Source organism: Microbulbifer zhoushanensis, from assembly GCF_021729055.1.
Classification (GTDB): domain Bacteria; phylum Pseudomonadota; class Gammaproteobacteria; order Pseudomonadales; family Cellvibrionaceae; genus Microbulbifer; species Microbulbifer zhoushanensis.
Genome location: NZ_JAJSAO010000001.1, coordinates 218344 through 237005 on the forward strand (window position 1 = coordinate 218344; position 18662 = coordinate 237005).

Consider the following 18662-nt stretch of genomic DNA (forward strand, 5'->3'; position numbering starts at 1 on the left):
AATGACAATAACAACGTCCCTTAACGACAGGGTTGCCCTGGTTACCGGCGCGAGCCGCGGCATTGGCGCCGCGATCGCCGATACCCTGGGCAGCCTCGGCGCCACGGTGATCGGCACCGCGACCAGCGAGGCCGGCGCTGAGAAGATCAGTGCCCGCCTGGCGGAAAAAGGCATAAAGGGTGCGGGCAAGGTCCTGGATGTGACCAGTGCCGACAGCCTTGCCAGCCTGCTGGCGGCGATTAAAGAGGAGTTTGGTGCGCCCACCATCCTCGTCAATAATGCAGGTATTACCAAGGACAACCTGCTGATGCGGATGAAGGATGAAGAGTGGGCGTCGGTCATCGACACCAACCTGAGTGCCGTCTACCGTGTCACCAAGGGGTGCCTGCGGGATATGACCAAGGCCCGCTGGGGACGCATCATCAATATCAGTTCCGTTGTCGGCAGTATGGGCAACGCGGGCCAGAGCAATTACGCCGCCACCAAGGCCGGTGTGGCTGGTTTTGCCCGCTCCCTGGCTGCCGAGGTCGGTTCCCGTGGTATCACCGTCAATACCGTGGCGCCCGGCTTTATCGATACCGACATGACCCGCGTCCTGCCGGAGGAGCAGCGCGAAGTGCTGATGAGCAAGATTCCCCTGGGTCGCCTCGGGCAGCCCGAAGAGATTGCATCGGTTGTCGCATTTTTAGCCAGTGAAGCCGGTGGCTATGTGACCGGTGAGACCATTCATGTGAATGGCGGCATGTACATGGCTTGAGTTGGTTCTCAAAAACCAACCCTAACTGATTGATTGATAAAGATTTTATAGAGTAGTTTATGGCTGGGGCCGGCGGTGCATTACATACCGGAGAAATCAGGGTACAATGCCGCCTCGCATTAACCATAAGCTGTGTGAGCCGGTCGTTATAACCGCATCAAACAGCGGCTTAAAAGAATAACGACTAATACAGATTTTCATCCACTAGGAGTTAAATTGAATCATGAGCAGCATTGAAGAGCGCGTCAAAAAGATTGTTGCTGAACAACTGGGCGTAAAGGAAGAAGACGTAAAGCCTGAAGCCTCTTTTGTTGAAGATCTGGGCGCTGACTCCCTCGACACAGTTGAGCTGGTAATGGCCCTGGAAGAGGAATTCGAGACCGAGATTCCGGACGAGGAAGCCGAAAAGATCACTACTGTTCAGCTCGCCATCGATTACATCAAGGAAAACCTTGGTTAATCCGAGCTGGATGGAATAAGGCCGGGTCGACACATGATCGTCCCGGTCGCTTGAATATCGCGAGAGCCGTTCTATGTCCCATAGTTCGGCTCTCCTTTTATTGCCACTAGGAAAATGTGACTGCCGGATTGATCTTCGTCCGTAGGCCGCACGTAGAAAGTCCGTCAGTGCAGTATTGATTTTCGGGGGAGCAACAGTGTCGCGCAGAAGAGTAGTCGTAACCGGCATGGGCATGGTGAGCCCGCTGGGCAATACCGTAGACGAGACCTGGGCCGGGGTGCTGGCGGGCACCAGCGGTGCCGGACCGATCGAGTCTTTTGATGTTTCCGCGTTTTCCACACGTTTCGCGGCGACCGTAAAGAATTTTGACCCGACGCCCTACATGCCCGCGAAGGAAGCGCGCAAGATGGACGACTTCCTCCAGTACGGCATGGTTGCGGGTATCCAGGCAATCGAGGACAGCGGCCTGGAAGTCACTGAAGAGGATGCGCCGCGCATGGGAGCCTGCATCGGCTCCGGTATGGGTGGCATTGGCGCGATCGAGGATAATGCTTTCCTGATCGCGGAAAAGGGCCCGCGCCGCGTCTCCCCGTTCTTCGTGCCGGGAGCCATCATCAATATGGTGTCCGGCAACCTGTCGATCAAGTACGGCCTCAAGGGGCCCAATCTCTCCACCACTACTGCCTGCACTACCGGTACCCATGCCATTGGCCTGGGCCTGCGCACGATCCAGTACGGCGACGCTGATGTGATGGTCTGTGGCGGTGCAGAAATGGTAACCACCCCGGTAGGACTGGGCGGCTTTTGCGCGGCGCGTGCACTTTCCACGCGCAATGACGATCCGAAGTCCGCCAGCCGTCCCTGGGATCGCGATCGCGATGGTTTCGTCCTGGGGGAGGGCGCCGGTGTCCTGGTGCTTGAGGAGTACGAACGTGCCAAGGCTCGTGGTGCCAGGATTTATGCCGAGCTTACCGGGTTTGGCATGAGTGGCGATGCCCACCATATGACTTCACCGCCCGAGGACGGCGCCGGTGCCGCGTTGTCGATGCGCAACGCCCTGCATGACGCCGCCCTGACGGCAGGCCAGGTGCAGTACATCAATGCCCACGGCACCTCCACCCCACTCGGCGACAAGGCGGAAGTAGCGGCGGTGCGCTCGGTATTCGGCGATGTGGCGGAGCAGCTTGCGGTAAGTTCCACCAAGTCCATGACCGGTCACCTGCTGGGTGCGGCCGGCGCTATCGAGGCTATATTCTCTGTCCTCGCCGTGCGCGACCAGGTGGCGCCGCCCACCATCAACCTCGACAATGTCGACGAAGCCTGCAGTGGTATCAACCTGGTGCCGTGGGAGGCCCAGAAGATGGACATTGACGCTGTGCTGTCCAACTCTTTCGGTTTCGGTGGCACCAACGGCTCGCTCGTCTTCAAGCGTGCCTGATCCTGTTGTCCCCGTCGCCGCGAGGCGGCGGGGCGACGCTTTCCCTGGCCCGGTGCCCTCCCTGTGAACCTGCCCCTGTATTTCCGCAATGGAATCCCCGCCAGCGAGCTCCCGCCGGATGCCGGGCTGGGGGATGGCCTGCTGGAAACCATGCGGCTCGACCGCGGTTGCGTCCCGCTCTGGTACCTGCACCGGCGGCGGCTGTTGCGCAGTGGCCGGGTTACGGTTGAATCTCTCCGTGAGGTCGAGGCCCTGTTGCAGGAGCTGGGCGAGGTGCCCGGCGCAGCCAGGTTGCGCCTGCGGCTGGCTGCCGGGGCGGCGCCTCCCTACTGGGACCTCGCGGTTCATCCGCTGGATCCGCGGGAGGGGATGCAGGGAGTACGGCTCTATCTGAGCGAAACACGCCTGGAAGCCACTGAAACTGCCAACCCCGGCTGCAAATTGCTGCAGCGCGGGCTGTATAATCGTGCCAGCGCCGAGCTGCACGATTCCGGGATTACGGTTGATGCCCTGCTGCGAGACCGCGCCGGAAGGCTAATTGAGACTACCCGCTGCAACCTGCTGGTGCATTTGGCTGGCGACTGGCTGACGCCCGACCTGGGCCGTTGCGGTGTGCGGGGGGTGATGCGAGACTGGCTCGCGGAGAGGATAGCGCTGCACGAGGTCGATATTGATAGGGCCGCGCTCGAGCAGGCCGATGAACTGGCGCTCTGCAACGGTGTGCGCGGTGTGCTGCCGGTAGTAGAGCTGGATGGGCAGGTACTGGGGCCGGCCGGGCCGGAGACCCGCAGGTTACAGCAGTTAGTGACGGAAGAATTGTGGTAAAGAAAAACAAGCGTGCGAAGCAGGAAAAGCCGGCAAAGGCCACACCAAAGCGAGGTGGAAGGGCCTGGCGTTACCTTCTGCTGGGTACAGTCCTGGCGCTGGTGGCGGCAGGTGGTGCCCTCTGGGCCTACCAGAAAAGCCTGGTTGAGCCACTGGCCGTGGGCGAAGAGGGCCTGCGTTTTGAGGTGGCCAGCGGTGGGAGCCTGTCGAAAGCGCTCGACCAGTTGCACAGTGAGGGTGTGGTCAGCCTGCCCAAAGTGGTTCTGCTCTATGCCTACTACATGGACAAGACCGGAATCCACGCCGGGGAATACCTGCTTCCGCATGGCAGCAACGCGATGGACCTGGTGGAGCGGCTGCACACCGGGGATGTCACCCGCTACCGCGTGACCCTGGTGGAGGGCTGGACTTTCGCCCAGGCCCTGGCGCAGGTGCGGGCCGGTCGCAATATAGTCCAGACCGAGGTAGCGGCCGAGCCGGGGACCGCGGCCGAAGCCCTCGGCTTTGAGGGCGAGAGCCCTGAGGGCTGGATTTTCCCCGATACCTACATCTATCGCTCGGGCACCAGCGATATCGAGCTGTTGCGCCAGGCCTACCAGCGTATGCAGAAAGTGCTGGATGAGGAGTGGCAGGCACGGGACGAGGACCTGCCTTACAGCAGTCCCTATGAGGCACTGATCATGGCCTCGCTGGTGGAGAAAGAAACCGGGCAGCCATCCGAGCGCGATGAGATTGCCGGGGTATTCGTGCGCCGCCTTAACAAGGGCATGCGCCTGCAGACAGACCCCACGGTGATCTACGGCCTCGGTGAGGATTACGATGGAAACCTGCGGCGCGTGCACCTGCGCCAGGCGACCCCGTACAATACCTATGTAATCGACGGGCTGCCGCCCACTCCCATAGCCCTGCCGGGCCGGGAGGCCATCCGTGCGGCCCTGAACCCCAAGGACGGTGACAGCCTCTACTTTGTTGCCAAGGGCAACGGCTATCACCACTTCTCCGCGACGCTAGCCGAGCATAACCGGGCAGTGCGCGAGTACCAGCTCAAGCGCCGTGCGGACTATCGCTCAAGCCCGGACAAGGGAGAGTAATCGTGCGGGGAAAGTTCATCACGCTCGAAGGCGGTGAGGGCGTCGGCAAGTCCACCAACCTCCGGTTTGTGACCAGTTGGCTGGAGGAGCAGGGTATTCCCTTCGTGCAGACCCGGGAGCCCGGTGGCACGCCGCTGGCAGAGCAATTGCGAGAGCTGCTGCTTAGCCACCGCGAGGAAGCGGTGGACCCCACGGCAGAATTGCTGATGGTTTTCGCCGCGCGGGCACAGCACCTGGCCGAGGTCATACGGCCGGCCCTGGCACGGGGCGAGTGGGTGATCTGTGACCGCTTTACCGACGCCACCTATGCCTACCAGGGCGGTGGCCGGCAGCTGGACCGGCAACTTATCGCGCAGCTCGAACAGACTGTCCAGGGCGACCTGCGCCCCGACCGGGTACTGTTGCTGGACCTGGATCCAGAGCTGGGGCTTGAGCGTGCGGCCAGCACGGGCGCCGCTGACCGCTTTGAGAGCGAACAGCTTGCCTTCTTTCGCCGGGTGCGGGATGCCTACCGGGCGCGCGCGGATGCTGCCCCGGACCGCTATGCGGTGATCGATGCGAGCCAGCCACTGGAGCAGGTGCAGGCGGGCCTACGGCAGCACCTGGAAGCGCTCGTCTCCTGAGGGCGGGCAGAGGATTATTCGCGGGAGCAGCACACGCGTGTCAGACACCACATCAGCGAGCACCAGTATTCCATCTCCCCTGCCGTGGCAGGGGGAGCAATGGCAGCGGCTGGGCGCCCAGTGGCGCGCCGGGCGATGCCCCCATGCGCTGCTGCTGAGCGGCGCGGGTGGCCTTGGCAAGCGGCGCTTTGCCGAAGCCTTTGCAGCACTGGTGCTGTGCGAACAGCCCCGGGACGGGCTTGCCTGCGGGGATTGCCGTGGTTGTCGCCTGTGGCAGGCCGGCTCGCATCCTGATTTCCTGAGGGTGGAACCGGAAAAACCCGGCGGTCCGCTGAAAGTCGAGCAGGTGCGCCAGCTGGGCAGTTTTGTCAGCCGCACCAGCGGCCGGGAAGGCGCGCGCGTCGTCTGGCTGGCACCAGCCGAGGCAATGAACGTCAACGCTGCCAATGCGCTCCTGAAAAACCTCGAGGAACCGGCACCCGCTGTGCTGTTCCTGCTGATCTCGGACGCTCCCTCGGGCCTTTTGCCCACTATCCGCAGCCGCTGCCAGACCGTGCCGTTCCCGGCACCATCCCCGGACGTAGCGTTGCGCTGGCTGGGAGAGGGCGGCCTGGACGGGCAGGGTGCCCAGCGCGCCCTAGATCTTGCTGGTGGTGCTCCGCTGCTGGCCCTGCAACTGGCGGATCCCGAAGCACGGGAGGCGCGCGAGCAATTTCTCACCGACCTGACTGAGCTCACCCGCGCTAGCGCGAGTGCGGTATCCCTTGCCGGGCGCTGGGAGAATCCCCCGGAGGGCGTGGCGCTGACGCAGTTACTGCAATTCTGGCAACACTGGGTGGCGCTGATGATGCGCGCTCGCAGCTGTGACCTCACCGCCGATGAACAGGTCGTTGCCCTGTTGCAGCGGCTGCCCGGTACAGGGACCGAAAGCCTGCGATCCCTGTTTGCCTTCAGCGACCAGTTGCAGCAGGCCCGGCAGGGACTGGTGGGCGGCAGTAACCCGAACAAGCGCCTGTTGCTTGAAGAACTGATGATCCGCTGGTCCAGGCTCTTTTCCGCCTGACCGGGCGGCCGCTTCTGGACAGCTTTGGCGTGCTCGGCTAACGTAGCGGCAAATACAACGACAACAATCGAGGATGGACTATGACCGCCATGGGAGGGGGAGCCCGGGGTATCCTGACGCTCAAGATCCAGGACAAGTCGGTGCTCTATGCTGCCTATATGCCGTTCGTGAAAAACGGTGGCTTATTCCTGAAAACGGACAAGCCCTACAACCTGGGCGATGAAGTCTTCCTGCTGTTGAACCTGATGGACGAGCCAGATAAGGTCCCGGTGGCCTGCAAGGTGGTCTGGATCACACCCGCCGGTGCCCAGGGCAACCGGTCCCCGGGTGTGGGGCTGCAGTTCACAGACAAGGACAACCAGGCGCAGAGCAAGATCGAAACTTACCTGGCCGGCTCACTGGAATCCAGCCGGCCAACCCACACGTTGTAACTGATACATGATTGTTGACTCCCATTGCCATCTCGATCGGCTGAAACTCGACAAGTTCGACGGTGACCTGAGTGCCGTACTGGACCTGGCCCGCGAGCGCGGCGTGCACAAGTTCCTGTGCGTGGGGATCAGCCTGGACAATGTCGACCGGGTGGTGGAGATTGCCGGCCAGTATCCCGATGTGGTCTGCTCGGTGGGCATCCACCCGCTGGATGTGGACTCGGGACTGGCCACCGAAGAGCGGCTGATCGAGCTTTCAAAGAAGCCCAATGTGGTGGCGCTGGGTGAGACCGGCCTCGACTATTACTACAGCACCGATACCCGGGAGACACAGCGCGAGAGCTTTGCTGCCCACCTGCGGGCTGCCGGTCGCGCCGGCCTGCCTGTGATTGTGCACACCCGCGATGCGCGCGAGGATACCCTGGAGCTGATTCGCGAACATGGTGACCCGGACCATGCCGGTGTCCTGCACTGTTTCACCGAAAGCTGGGAAATGGCGCGGGCGGCGCTCGACCTGAATTACTACATTTCGCTTTCCGGTATCGTGACATTCAAGAATGCCGAAGAGCTGCGTGATGTGGCCCGCAAGCTGCCGCTGGAACGACTGCTGGTGGAGACCGATTCTCCCTACCTGGCGCCGGTTCCCTATCGCGGCAAGCCGAATATCCCGGCCTATGTGCGCGAGGTAGCGGAATTTATTGCCGACCTGCGCGGCCTGGCGCTGGAAGAACTGGCCGAAATCACCACGGACAACTTTAACCGACTTTTCCCCCGGGCTGCCTGAGCCCGCACGCAGGAAATATCCCCGATGATGCAACAACAGCTGCAGGCCATGCTGGCCCTGCAAGACGAGATCAATACGCTGGTTAACAATAACTGGCGTGAGCAGAACTTTGCCTGGTACCGCGCTATCTGGATAGAGAGCGCCGAACTGCTGGATCACTATGGCTGGAAGTGGTGGAAAAAGCAGCAGCCGGATATGGACCAGGTAAAGCTCGAATTGGTGGATATCTGGCATTTCGGCCTAAGCCTGGAGCTCCAGCAAGGGGCGCCGGAGAAAGTTGCCACCGATATGGCAGCCGAGCTGGCCGCAACGCGTCCCGGGCAGGGTGACTTTCGCGAGCATCTGGAGGCTTTCACGCTGAACACCCTGGCCAGCAGGCAATTTGACCTGGTTGGCTTTGCCCAGCTACTGGCGGACACCGGTATGACCTTCGACGAGCTCTACCGCCGCTATGTCGGCAAGAACGTCCTCAACCGTTTCCGGCAGGACAACGGCTACCAGGATGGCAGCTACGTGAAGAACTGGGATGGGCGTGAAGACAACGAGCACCTGGCAGAACTCAGCACGGCCCTGGACGCTGCCAGCAGTGATTACAGTGACCAGCTTTACCGGGCCCTGGCCAGCCGCTACGCGGAATCCACTGCTGCTTTGGTATGAACCCGGGAACATTCCCGGCGGGCCGCAGGTGAAATTTATCCGTAAGTCTCTATAATGCGGGCCGCTTACAGACGAGGGAGAACTATCGTGAAAGCACCTGTACGTGTTGCTGTGACCGGCGCCGCCGGCCAGATCAGCTATTCGCTGCTGTTCCGCATCGCCTCTGGCGAAATGCTGGGCAAAGACCAACCGGTTATCCTGCAACTGCTGGAAATCACCCCGGCCCTGGAAGCGCTCAAGGGCGTGGCCATGGAGCTGGAAGACTGCGCCTTCCCGCTGCTGGCGGGCATTGTCCAGTCTGATGACGCCAACGTCGCCTTCAAGGACGCACAGTACGCCCTGCTGGTCGGTGCCCGTCCCCGTGGCCCGGGCATGGAACGCAAGGACCTGCTGGAAGCCAATGCGGCGATTTTCTCCGCACAGGGCAAGGCGCTGAACGACGTGGCTGCCCGCGACGTGAAAGTGCTGGTGGTGGGCAATCCCGCCAACACCAATGCGCTGATCGCCCAGCGCAACGCGCCGGACCTGGATCCCCGCAACTTCACCGCCATGACCCGCCTGGACCACAACCGGGCCCTGTCGCAGCTGGCTAACAAGACTGATTCCAGCGTCAACGACATTACCCACATGACTATCTGGGGCAACCACTCCTCCACCCAGTACCCGGACCTGCACCAGGTCAAGGTCGGTGGGGCCAGCGCCATGGATAAAGTGGAACAGGACTGGTACGAGAACGACTTTATCCCCACCGTGCAGCAGCGCGGCGCGGCGATCATCAAGGCTCGCGGTGCTTCTTCCGCGGCGTCCGCTGCCAATGCGGCGATTGACCATATGCGCGACTGGGCGCTGGGCACCGCCGAGGGTGACTGGACCAGCATGGGTGTCTTCAGTGACGGTTCTTACGGCATCCAGGAAGGCCTGATCTACTCCTTCCCGTGCACCTGCAAGAACGGTGACTGGGAAATTGTCCAGGGCGTCGACATCAATGATTTCTCTCGCGAGAAGATGTCTGCCACCGAGCAGGAACTGGCGGAAGAGCGCGACGCTGTAGCGCACCTGCTGCCGTAACCTGTCCAACGCCACCGGCCGCCATCAGCATGGCACCGGCCCGGTATCGGACAGAGAAGAGCCCGCACCTGTTGCGGGCTTTTTTATGCCTGCCCGGCAGGGATACAGACCCGCCACCGGCGGCATTTTTGGCTCCCGGTTCGTCCTGACTACACTTGGGGATAAGTAGTATCAGGAACCCAGAACCATGGTTACTGAAGTCGGTCGCGTCTCCCGTGCCAATGCCTGCATCCTGCTGCAGCCCAACCAGTCACTCTCAAGCTCCGGAAACCTGTGGGTATTTATCTCCCTGCTGGCCGTATCCTTTGGGATCAGTGCCGCCTTTGCACTGGCCGGCGCATGGATGATATTGCCATTCGCGGGCCTGGAAATGCTGTTGCTGGGCATTGTGCTGTTTTATGTCTACACCGAGGGCTCGCGTCGCGAGGTGATCCGCATTAACGGGGAGCGGGTGGTGCTGGATTGCTCCAGGGGGCACCGGGAGCAGTCTGTCTATCACCGGGAGTTTGAGCGGGACAGCCTGGTAGTCCTGGTGCGTATCGACAGTGATACGGAACCGGCATCAATCAGTTTCAGTGGTCCGGAAGGGTGCCTTGAGATAGGTGACTTCCTGACAGATGCCGAGCGCGCCGCCCTGGTGGAAAAGCTCAGCCAGTGTGGGATTTTTGCCCGGCGGGAGCGGGGATACAGCCTGCTGGAGCTGTGACGCCACCGCTGTATCCCCCTGGGCGTTCAATCCAAAAATACATGTGTCGGGTGGATAAGGGCTGCCGGGCAGGGGCCTAGCGGGGTTTCACATGGCGGGTGAAAACGAATTCCGTGAGCCGCATGCGCGGCTCCGTTATAATCCCGCTGCGCTAAAATAAACATGTTTAATTCAGGGGGTATCTGTGGCATTTCCCAAAATCGGCAATCTGGCACCGGCGTTTACGCTGAAAAATCAGGACGGCGAAAAGGTTTCACTGAAGGACTTTCGCGATAAAAAAAATGTGGTCCTCTATTTCTATCCCAAAGCCCTGACACCCGGCTGCACTACCCAGGCCTGCGGAATCCGTGACAGTGCGGAAGAGTTTGCCAGCCGTGACACGGTGGTGCTGGGACTCAGCCCGGACCCCGAGGCCAAGCTGCAGAAGTTCATCGAGAAACATGAGCTCAATTTCGACCTGCTGGCCGATGAGGACCACAAGATAGCCGATAAGTATGGCTGCTGGGGCCTGAAGAAATTTATGGGCCGGGAGTACATGGGGTTGCTGCGTACCACCTTTATCATCGACAAGAGTGGCCGGCTCCGCCATATCATCGATAAGGTCAAGACCAAGACCCACCATGAAGACGTGCTGGGCTGGATTGACGAAAACCTGGCCTGAGGTCAACCGCGGGGCCGCAGGGTTGAGTAGGGCGCCGCGGTCCCGGCCCGGCGCCCGGTTCCCCCGCAGTATCGTCCCGGCAATATCGCAAGCGTTCGATCATTCCTGACTTTCCTTGATAAGCTGGTCCGGCGCGCATTCATCTGACTTTCCCGAACCTGCTTTCAGGTTCAGTGAACCTGTTGTCGCCCTGTCAGTGGGTCTTTTTTCCTACCGTTATTGTCTTTCTGGCGCCCCAGCTCACGTGGATTTCAGCCAGTAAGATGTCATTTATGTGTTTTAAAAAAAAAGTTGCCTGTCGCGCCTTGCATTCTCCGTGATTGGTCTATACTGGCTTGTGTAAAGAAGCGCCGGCACAGGGAGCCTCCCTGGAAGGATGTTGCCGGAGGTAAGGTTAGTTTTTGTACAGTTCTGCGATGGATTCGAGGTCTGTTTCAAGTGTATCCCCGCAACGGGTGGTATTCGGCTCTTGAGGTCAGTGGTAGGGGCTAGAAAGTTTGGGGTTCGCAGGAAGCGGGCGTAGAAAAATAACCGCGGCTCACGGAACTTATTTAAGGAGCAGCTCATGAACCATATTCAGCCAGACCAGTCGTCTCTCTCTGAGGACAAGCCCCTGCAGCAGGCGCGTCTCTCGGGTGATCCCAATATCCTGGACCAGTTACTGGCACCGCCGGAAGCCACCAGCTTTGGAATTGCCGCGCGCGTGATCGATGTGCTGGAACAGCGGATCGGTAAAGCCTCGCTGGCGATCCGGCCGGTAGCCTCGGACCTGAGCATGTCCACCCGCACGCTGCAGCGACGGCTGCAGGAGCACAATCTCAGCTTTGCGGCCCTGCGCGACCATGTGCGTTTCCGCCATGCCGTGCATTTCCTCAAGGACACCGCATTGAGCGTGGATGGCATTTCCCGGATCCTGGACTTCTCCGACCGGACCAGTTTTACCAGCGCCTTCAAGCGCTGGACCGGTATGTCCCCGACCGGTTATCGACGCCAGGTCCGCCAGCGCTTCTGATGCCGGCCGACCCCACGGCAACTGCCGCGGGGTCGCCGATTGCCTCGGCAGGATAAACCCGTTAGAGTTGGCCACAATTTATTGGCTGACTTTTCGAGGTTGATTAATGAGCTTTTTCATTCCTGCCGCGGTTGCCCAGGAGGCCGCACCGGCACCCCAGGGAAATCCTATGGTTACCCTGCTGATGTTTGCTGGCCTGTTTGCGTTTATGTGGTTCTTTATTATCCGGCCGCAGCGCAAGCGCCAGAAAGAGCATCAGGAGCTGGTCAGCGCCCTGAAAAAGGGTGATGAGGTGGTGATGACCAGTGGCATGCTGGGCCGTGTTGAGAAGGTGGATGAGGATTACCTCGTTCTGGAAGTGGCTGACAACATGCAGCTGAAGTTCCAGAAGGTAGCCGTGCACGCTATCCTGCCCAAGGGCACGATCAAGAAGATCTAGTGCGCGCGGGCCCCCCTACGGTTCCGTGAAAACCCGGCTTCAGCCGGGTTTTTTATGTCAGGGGGTTGCCGGATTTGTAATCAACAACAATATTTTTGATGCCTTCCGGGAGTGCATATGGACCAGCTGAACTTTCCTGCCCGCGTGCAACTGGCGCGCCTGCCCACCCCGCTGCAACCCCTCGACCGTATTACCGAAAAGTACTCCACCCCCTTTGACGGCCCGCGTATCTGGGTCAAGCGCGACGACCTGACAGAGGCGGCGATGTCCGGCAACAAGTTGCGCAAGCTGGAGTTTATCGCCGGTGCAGCGCTGGAGCAGGGCTGTGACACGCTCATTACCTGCGGGGGCCTGCAATCCAATCACTGCCGTACCACTGCCCTGGTGGGGGCCCGGCTGGGACTGAATGTGCACCTTATCCTGCGCGGCGAGCATAGCGGCGAGATGGACGGGAACCTGTTGGTGGACCGGCTTGCCGGTGCAAAAGTGTCCTTCTATCCCCAGCGCCAGTATTTTCGTGAGCAGCAGGAGATCTTCGCTCACTGGGAAAAGGTCTATGCAGACCATGGCCACAGGGCGCTGCTGATACCGACCGGTGCCAGCGATGGCCTGGGTATCTGGGGTTACCTCGACGGTTCACGGGAGTTGCTCGAAGACTGCCGGCGGGAGGGTTTTGAGCCGGAGCATGTTGTCTGCGCCACCGGCAGCGCGGGAACCCAGGCGGGCCTGACGCTCGGCTTTCACCTGGCGGGAGCGAAAACGCAGGTCACCGGTTACGCGGTGTGCGACGATGAGTCCTACTTTGTCCGCAAGGTACAGGAAGACGTGGCCCAGTGGGCGAGTAGTAATAATCAACAGTTTGATGAAAAAACACTCAGGATCGCCGTGAACGCCGATTATATCGGCCCGGGCTACGGGATTGCCGAGGAACCTGTGTACCGGGCAATTGCTGAGGCCGCGGCGCTGGAGGGACTGCTGCTGGACCCGGTATATACGGGCAAGGCGTTCGATGGGCTGCTGCGGGAGCTTGCCCGCGGCCGCTACCGGGACTGCGAGAACCTGGTCTTCGTACACACTGGTGGGCATTACGGGCTCTTCCCGCACCGGGAGCATTTCTCATTCCTGGGATGAAGTGGCATCGCTGTTCAGAGTTTCCCTAGCATCCCGGAAACTGCTAATCTGCGCAGCTATCTGCAGCTTAAGCTGTAAAAATAATCGGAAATAAATAATACAGAGTAGTGGGGGTCAACTTGGAATCCTTCAATCATCTGCTGTTGTCACTGGACGGCATGCTCGGTTCGGCATGGTGGTTCCCGTATGTCCTGCTTGGCGTCGGCGTTTTCTTTACCATCTTCCTGGGCTTTCCCCAGGTGCGGTATTTTGGTCATGCGATCAAGATTGTACGGGGCAAGTACGACAAGCCGGGGGATCCTGGTGACACCTCCCACTTCCAGGCGCTTTCCACTGCACTATCCGGCACCGTGGGTACCGGTAACATCGGTGGTGTTGGCCTGGCGATCTTCCTGGGTGGGCCGGCTGCGCTTTTCTGGATGTGGGTGACGGCCTTCCTGGGTATGACGACCAAGTTCGTCGAGGTGACGCTGTCACACAAATACCGTATCAAGGCCGCTGATGGTTACTATGCCGGTGGCCCGATGTTTTATATGGAACGGCGACTCAACATGAAGTGGCTGGCGGTGCTGTTCGCCGTTGCCACAGTAATCTGTTCCTTCGGTACCGGCAGCCTGCCGCAGGTCAATAACATCGCCCAGGCGATGTACGACACCTTCGGCCTCAACAAGGCCCTGACTGGTGGGGTATTGGCGATATTGCTGGGGATGGTGATCATTGGCGGGATTACCCGGATTGCCAAGGTGACCTCAACCATTGTGCCGCTGATGGCCCTGCTGTACGTCATCGGCGCCCTGGCGGTGATCCTGTACAACTATGAAAACATCATTCCGTCGTTCGCGGCAGTATTCAGTGACGCGTTTAACGGCTCTGCTGCAGCCGGTGGCTTCCTCGGTGCGAGCTTCGCCTACGCGTTCAACCGGGGCGTCAACCGCGGGCTCTTCTCCAACGAGGCTGGGCAGGGCTCGGCGCCGATCGCGCACGCCGCGGCCCGTGCCGATGAGCCGGTGTCAGAGGGCATGGTCTCGCTGCTCGAGCCTTTTATCGATACGCTGATCATCTGTACCCTGACCGGCCTGGTGATCCTCTCCTCTGGCGTATGGACCGAGAAACATTTCAATCGCTTCGAGCGCGCCGATATGGTCGCTGTGGCCGGGCAGTACACTGACCAGAACAGTGAGGATGTGAAGACACTGTTCAATTTCCTGAGTAACGGCGGCAGCGAGGTGAAGCGGTTCAATGGCTCTGTCGTGGTTGCCGATGGCCGTGCACTGAATGAGGGCGAGTTCACCCTGATCAATGCGCGCTCGGTGGCTGAGGATGTTGAGTTCCGGGTAGGGGATGACACTTTCAGCGGTGTGCTGACGGTAAGCGACGGGCGCTTCGTCAACCCGAATGTTGAGATCTGGGGCAATTCACTGGTGCACTCGGTAGCGCTGACCAATATTGCCTTCCAGCGCGGTTTCTTTGGTGACTACGGCAGCCTGATCGTGACGCTGGGGATCCTGCTGTTCGCCTTCTCGACCGCGATCGCCTGGTCTTACTATGGCGACCGCTCCATGATCTACCTGTTTGGTCCCAGAGCTGTAATGCCGTACCGCCTGGTTTATGTCATTGCCTTCTTCTGGGCGGCGATTGAGGACACCACGGTCATCTGGAACCTGTCAGCTGTAGCGATTGTGATCATGACGCTGCCCAACCTGTTTGGTATCAGCATCCTTGCGAAGGAGATGAAAGATACGGTCAAGGATTACTGGAAAGATCCCAGTCACAAGTAAGCACGGGACTGGACGAGGAAAGGGGCAGCGACAAGCTGCCCCTTTTTCGTTCAGGCCTGGCCGCTGTGGAAGCCGGTCGTAAATGCCCGCATCATGGTGTGGCTGAGGCCTCCAGGGTTACACCGTTATAGGAACGGTAGCCGCGGATGCTGATATGCCAGGTCCCGGACTGGGGATTGCTGAACGAGCACAGCTCGCTGTTGCCGTTCCGGTAGGGACGGCAATCGTAACTGGAGGTGGTGGGCGCCGAACCGTATTTAACGTACAGGTCTGCATCGCCGGAACCGCCGGAAATCTCAAAGCTGGTGCTGGTAGCTTCGGCGGGAACTTCGAGTGTGTAGAAAATCTCCTGCCCCTGGCTGCCCGAAAGGCCGCTGACGGGAACGCCATTTTCCAGTTCTGATCCCACCGGTGGCTGTGTATCGGTGCAGGCGGAAGTGGAGACGCCGACCGCATCAAACGCGTCAATTACATCGGCTTCGTCGTAACTGTAATCGCGGGTGGCCTCAACCACGCCACAGGCGCCCTGGTTGAAGTCTGTAGTGCTGCCCCAGTAGCTCTGGTTGGCCAGAACGAAGACGTCGAAAGCCCTGCGTGTATCCCATCCGGTGCTATTGGCCAGCAGGTAGAAAGCCCGGTTGAATACGCCGGAGCTGTGATGGACATCCATGCCGGAGTAGTAGTCGGCCGCATTACCGATGGAGTTGCCATCCCGGGTGGGGTCCTCGAAATAGCGCAGTGCACCGCTCGACTTGAAAATCTCCTGCCCGACCAGCCAATCGTTGCTGCCACGCATATAGTATTCTGCAGCCTCACCGGCCATATCTGAAAATGCCTCGTTGATGCCGCCGGACTGTGCCGAGTAGCGCAGGTTCGAGTTCTGCTCGGTAAAGCCATGGCTCACTTCATGGGCGGTGACGTCAAGGCTGACCAGGGGGTAAAAGCGGGAAGCCCCGTCACCAAAGGTCATCTGGCTGCCATCCCAGAAAGCATTTTCGTAGCTGTTGCCGTAGTGGACCCGCAGGCGCAGTTTCTGGGTCAGGGGCGCGGTGCCATACCAGTCGCTGAACAGGTCGAACACCACGTTGCCGAAATAGTGTGCGTCGTTCAGGGGGGAAAAGGCCCCGTTGATGTAGCGGTAGTCGTTGTAGGGGGTGCCGCTTGCCGGGCAGCTGTCGATCGCGAAAATACTGCCGCCGCTGGTGCGGTTGTCCATGTCGACGGTTTCCACGTTTGGCGAATCGTACCGGCAGTCACTGGATACCAGCAGGGTGGGGAAGTCACTGCCATAGTCGTAGCGACCCGTTTTCTCGTTACCCCCGGGGCCGTTTGCGTCCCGATTGGTGAGACCGTCCCATTGCGAGAGTACCTCCCCGGTAAGCGCGTCGATAAAGAAAAAGGGGCGGGCAGGGTTCTCGCCATACTCCACCCAGCTCACCAGGTAGGCCAGGCGCGCCCGATCCTGTTCATCCAGGTAAACGTATAATTTCTGCCGCTGGTTGGCTGCTGATAGCTTCAGGGCGTTGGCAGACTGGGGGGTTGCCTGCCCGGATTCCATGCGCAGTGCAATGCTCCGGGACATGGCCCGCGCAAGGGCATTTTCCGGTTTGATGGTAGGGCGAGTCGAGGGGACTTCGAGGTCGAGTCCGGCAATCACCTCGCCAGTGACCCGGGCAGTGTTGCCCTTACCGGAGCTGGTGACGGTAGCGCCCCATATCGGTATACCCCGGTGGGTCTGGCGGTAGCGGGTCACGGTCTTGCCATTGGGCAGGGTCCGGGATTTTACCTCTTCCAGGGTGACGTCCTGGGCAGCCTGGGCTGAATGGATGCTTTTCGACAGCAGGTCCGGGGTTGCCGGGATGCGGTCGGCCGCATGGGCACCCAGGGTCATTGAAATCGCGCAGCTAAAACCGATTAAGTGCTTCATTGCTTATTATTCCTTTTCTATCCGGAAGGACGAGGCTGCGTTTGGTGGGATCGCCTCCGCACGCAACGCACAGGCGGGGAACGGCAATGCCAGCCGCCTGCGATATCGCCGCCATTGGGTTGGGCCGGGGTTGTGGGAACGAGGGCACCAGCGCAGGGGACCCCTGGCTCCATTTCCCTGATCCCACATCCCGGGTCGGTTCACCTGTTGGTGACAGGCGTGATCCAGATTAGCGGGCATTACAGGGGGGGCAATTGGCTCGGGAGAGCTATTTCGCGGTTTGGAAAGTGGGTCAAGTTTTTTTGCGCTGAAAGGATCTTTCCGTAAAAATCTGCCTAATTTTCACGAATAGTCAGCAAAAAAATTAAATTTATAATCAAAAAAGGCCCCTTTATTGGGGCCTTTCCGGCATTGGCGTTTTTCAGGAAGTGTCTGCTGTCGTGTCAATCAGACGTTCAGCAGCAGGTATTCACGCTCCCAGGAGCTGATTACCCGGTTGAATTCCTCGTACTCGTCGCGCTTGATGGCGCTCCAGGCACGCACGAACTTTTCCCCGAACATCTGCTTTGCCTCTTTGCACTCCGCCAACAGGCTGAGGGCATGCTCCTGGGTGCGGGGCAGGGAAATGGGTTCGGACGAGCAATCCCCGGCATAGGGCTCGCTCGGCTCGATACGATTGATAATGCCCAGGTAACCACAGGCGAGAGACGTTGCGATCGCCAGGTAGGGGTTGCAGTCCGCACCGGGGAAGCGGTTTTCGAGGCGCTTGCCCTGCGGTGAGCTGTCGGGTACCCGCAGGCCGGTTGTGCGGTTGTCATACCCCCAGTGCAGGCTGGTGGGGGCGGCAATTTCCGGCGTGAAGCGGCGATAGGAGTTCACATTGGGCGCGAAGAAACTGATAAAGCCCGGGGTGTACTTCTGCATCCCGCCAATAAAATGCATGAATGTCTGGTTTTCCCTGCCGTCCTCGTCGACAAATATGTTTCGCCCGGACTCCATATCCACAATGCTCTGGTGGATATGCAGCGCGCTGCCGGGTTCCTGTTCCATCGGCTTTGCCATGAAGGTGGCATAGATGCCATGGCGCAGGGCCGTCTCGCGCACGGTGCGTTTGAACGTAAAGACCTGGTCCGCCAGTTTTAGCGCATCCCCATGGAGGAAGTTGATTTCCATCTGGGCGGTACCGGACTCGTGGATCAGGGTGTCGACATCCAGTCCCTGTGCCTCGGAGAAGTCGTACATGTCCTCAATGATGGGTTCGTACTCGTTGGCCGCATCAATACTGTAGGATTGCCGGGTTTTCTCCGTGCGGCCCGAGCGGCCGATCGGCGCTGACAGTTTCTCGTCCGGGTCGAGGTTGCGCTTGACCAGGTAGAATTCCACCTCCGGTGCCACCACCGGCTTCCAGCCCATTTCAGCGTATTTCTCCAATACAAACTTGAGTATATTGCGTGTGCTGATGGGGTGCGGCTTGCCGTCCCGGGTGTAGCAGTCATGGATTATCTGTGCTGTGGGCTCGTTGGCCCAGGGGTTCAGGCGGATTGAGTCCGGATCAGGTTCCAGCAGCATGTCGGTATCCGCCGGGTCCACGAGCTCGTTATGCTCGTCGACGTAATCCCCGGTAACGGTCTGTACCAGGATACTTTCCGGCAGGCGGCTGTCCTGGGTGAGGAATTTGTCCGTGGGGGTAAACTTGCCCCGCGCGTTTCCGGACATATCGGGCACCAGACACTCCACTTCGGAAATATCGTGTTCTGCGAGCCACTGTTTAATCTTGTCCATTTTGCACCTTGATCTAAAAGATCTGCCCC

19 protein-coding genes are annotated in these 18662 nt (G+C 59.9%); 17 read left to right on the forward strand and 2 right to left on the reverse strand.

Annotated features, from left to right (window positions below; all coding sequences use genetic code 11):
• The first annotated feature begins 1 nt into the window (after position 1).
• The 17 genes from fabG (at position 2) to LVD10_RS01010 (ending at position 14924) form a co-directional block, all read left to right on the forward strand.
• Positions 2–757, forward strand: a complete 756-nt coding sequence (gene fabG, locus LVD10_RS00930; protein WP_232942350.1) for a 3-oxoacyl-ACP reductase FabG — start codon at positions 2–4, stop codon at positions 755–757.
• A gap of 223 nt (positions 758–980) precedes the next feature.
• A complete protein-coding gene (gene acpP / locus LVD10_RS00935) occupies positions 981–1217 on the forward strand; it encodes an acyl carrier protein (RefSeq protein ID WP_067080870.1) in 237 nt (78 codons plus the stop codon).
• A 196-nt stretch (positions 1218–1413) separates the two neighbouring features.
• Entirely contained in the window at positions 1414–2655 is a 1242-nt protein-coding gene (fabF, locus tag LVD10_RS00940; protein ID WP_232942352.1) for a beta-ketoacyl-ACP synthase II, read from the forward strand.
• A gap of 63 nt (positions 2656–2718) precedes the next feature.
• Positions 2719–3480, forward strand: a complete 762-nt coding sequence (locus LVD10_RS00945; protein ID WP_237061417.1) for an aminotransferase class IV — start codon at positions 2719–2721, stop codon at positions 3478–3480.
• Positions 3474–4571, forward strand: a complete 1098-nt coding sequence (gene mltG, locus LVD10_RS00950) for an endolytic transglycosylase MltG (RefSeq protein WP_232942356.1) — start codon at positions 3474–3476, stop codon at positions 4569–4571. Before LVD10_RS00945 ends, mltG begins: the two co-directional genes overlap by 7 nt.
• 2 nt (positions 4572–4573) lie before the next feature.
• Positions 4574–5194, forward strand: coding sequence for a dTMP kinase (gene tmk, locus LVD10_RS00955; protein ID WP_237061418.1), 621 nt, complete (start codon positions 4574–4576; stop codon positions 5192–5194).
• 37 nt (positions 5195–5231) lie between these two features.
• Positions 5232–6257: a DNA polymerase III subunit delta' gene (locus LVD10_RS00960; RefSeq protein ID WP_232942360.1), complete on the forward strand. Its 1026-nt coding sequence runs from the start codon at positions 5232–5234 to the stop codon at positions 6255–6257.
• Between the two features lie 80 nt (positions 6258–6337).
• Positions 6338–6688: a PilZ domain-containing protein gene (locus LVD10_RS00965; RefSeq protein WP_232942362.1), complete on the forward strand. Its 351-nt coding sequence runs from the start codon at positions 6338–6340 to the stop codon at positions 6686–6688.
• Positions 6689–6695: 7 nt separating this feature from the next.
• Positions 6696–7472, forward strand: a complete 777-nt coding sequence (locus LVD10_RS00970) for a TatD family hydrolase (protein ID WP_232942364.1) — start codon at positions 6696–6698, stop codon at positions 7470–7472.
• A 27-nt stretch (positions 7473–7499) separates the two neighbouring features.
• Complete coding sequence (locus LVD10_RS00975) at positions 7500–8129, forward strand: dUTP diphosphatase (protein ID WP_233006746.1); 630 nt, start codon at positions 7500–7502, stop codon at positions 8127–8129.
• A gap of 87 nt (positions 8130–8216) precedes the next feature.
• On the forward strand, positions 8217–9197 hold the full coding sequence (locus tag LVD10_RS00980; RefSeq protein WP_232942366.1) for a malate dehydrogenase: 981 nt from the start codon (positions 8217–8219) through the stop codon (positions 9195–9197).
• 187 nt (positions 9198–9384) lie between these two features.
• Positions 9385–9903: a DUF2244 domain-containing protein gene (locus LVD10_RS00985; RefSeq protein WP_237061419.1), complete on the forward strand. Its 519-nt coding sequence runs from the start codon at positions 9385–9387 to the stop codon at positions 9901–9903.
• A 184-nt stretch (positions 9904–10087) separates the two neighbouring features.
• Positions 10088–10564, forward strand: a complete 477-nt coding sequence (gene bcp, locus LVD10_RS00990) for a thioredoxin-dependent thiol peroxidase (protein ID WP_232942370.1) — start codon at positions 10088–10090, stop codon at positions 10562–10564.
• Between the two features lie 565 nt (positions 10565–11129).
• A complete protein-coding gene (locus LVD10_RS00995) occupies positions 11130–11576 on the forward strand; it encodes a helix-turn-helix domain-containing protein (RefSeq protein WP_232942372.1) in 447 nt (148 codons plus the stop codon).
• A 106-nt stretch (positions 11577–11682) separates the two neighbouring features.
• Complete coding sequence (gene yajC / locus LVD10_RS01000) at positions 11683–12015, forward strand: preprotein translocase subunit YajC (protein WP_232942374.1); 333 nt, start codon at positions 11683–11685, stop codon at positions 12013–12015.
• 117 nt (positions 12016–12132) lie between these two features.
• A complete protein-coding gene (locus LVD10_RS01005) occupies positions 12133–13146 on the forward strand; it encodes a D-cysteine desulfhydrase family protein (RefSeq protein ID WP_237061420.1) in 1014 nt (337 codons plus the stop codon).
• 119 nt (positions 13147–13265) lie between these two features.
• The gene (locus LVD10_RS01010) at positions 13266–14924 is read left to right on the forward strand and encodes an alanine/glycine:cation symporter family protein (RefSeq protein WP_232942378.1); all 1659 of its coding nucleotides are present in this window, start codon (positions 13266–13268) and stop codon (positions 14922–14924) included.
• A 91-nt stretch (positions 14925–15015) separates the two neighbouring features.
• Here LVD10_RS01010 and LVD10_RS01015 read toward each other — a convergent pair whose 3' ends face one another.
• Positions 15016–16851, reverse strand: coding sequence for a M4 family metallopeptidase (locus LVD10_RS01015; RefSeq protein WP_237061421.1), 1836 nt, complete (start codon positions 16849–16851; stop codon positions 15016–15018).
• 447 nt (positions 16852–17298) lie between these two features.
• Positions 17299–18633, reverse strand: coding sequence for a glutamine synthetase family protein (locus LVD10_RS01020; RefSeq protein WP_232942380.1), 1335 nt, complete (start codon positions 18631–18633; stop codon positions 17299–17301).
• Positions 18634–18662 lie beyond the last annotated feature (29 nt).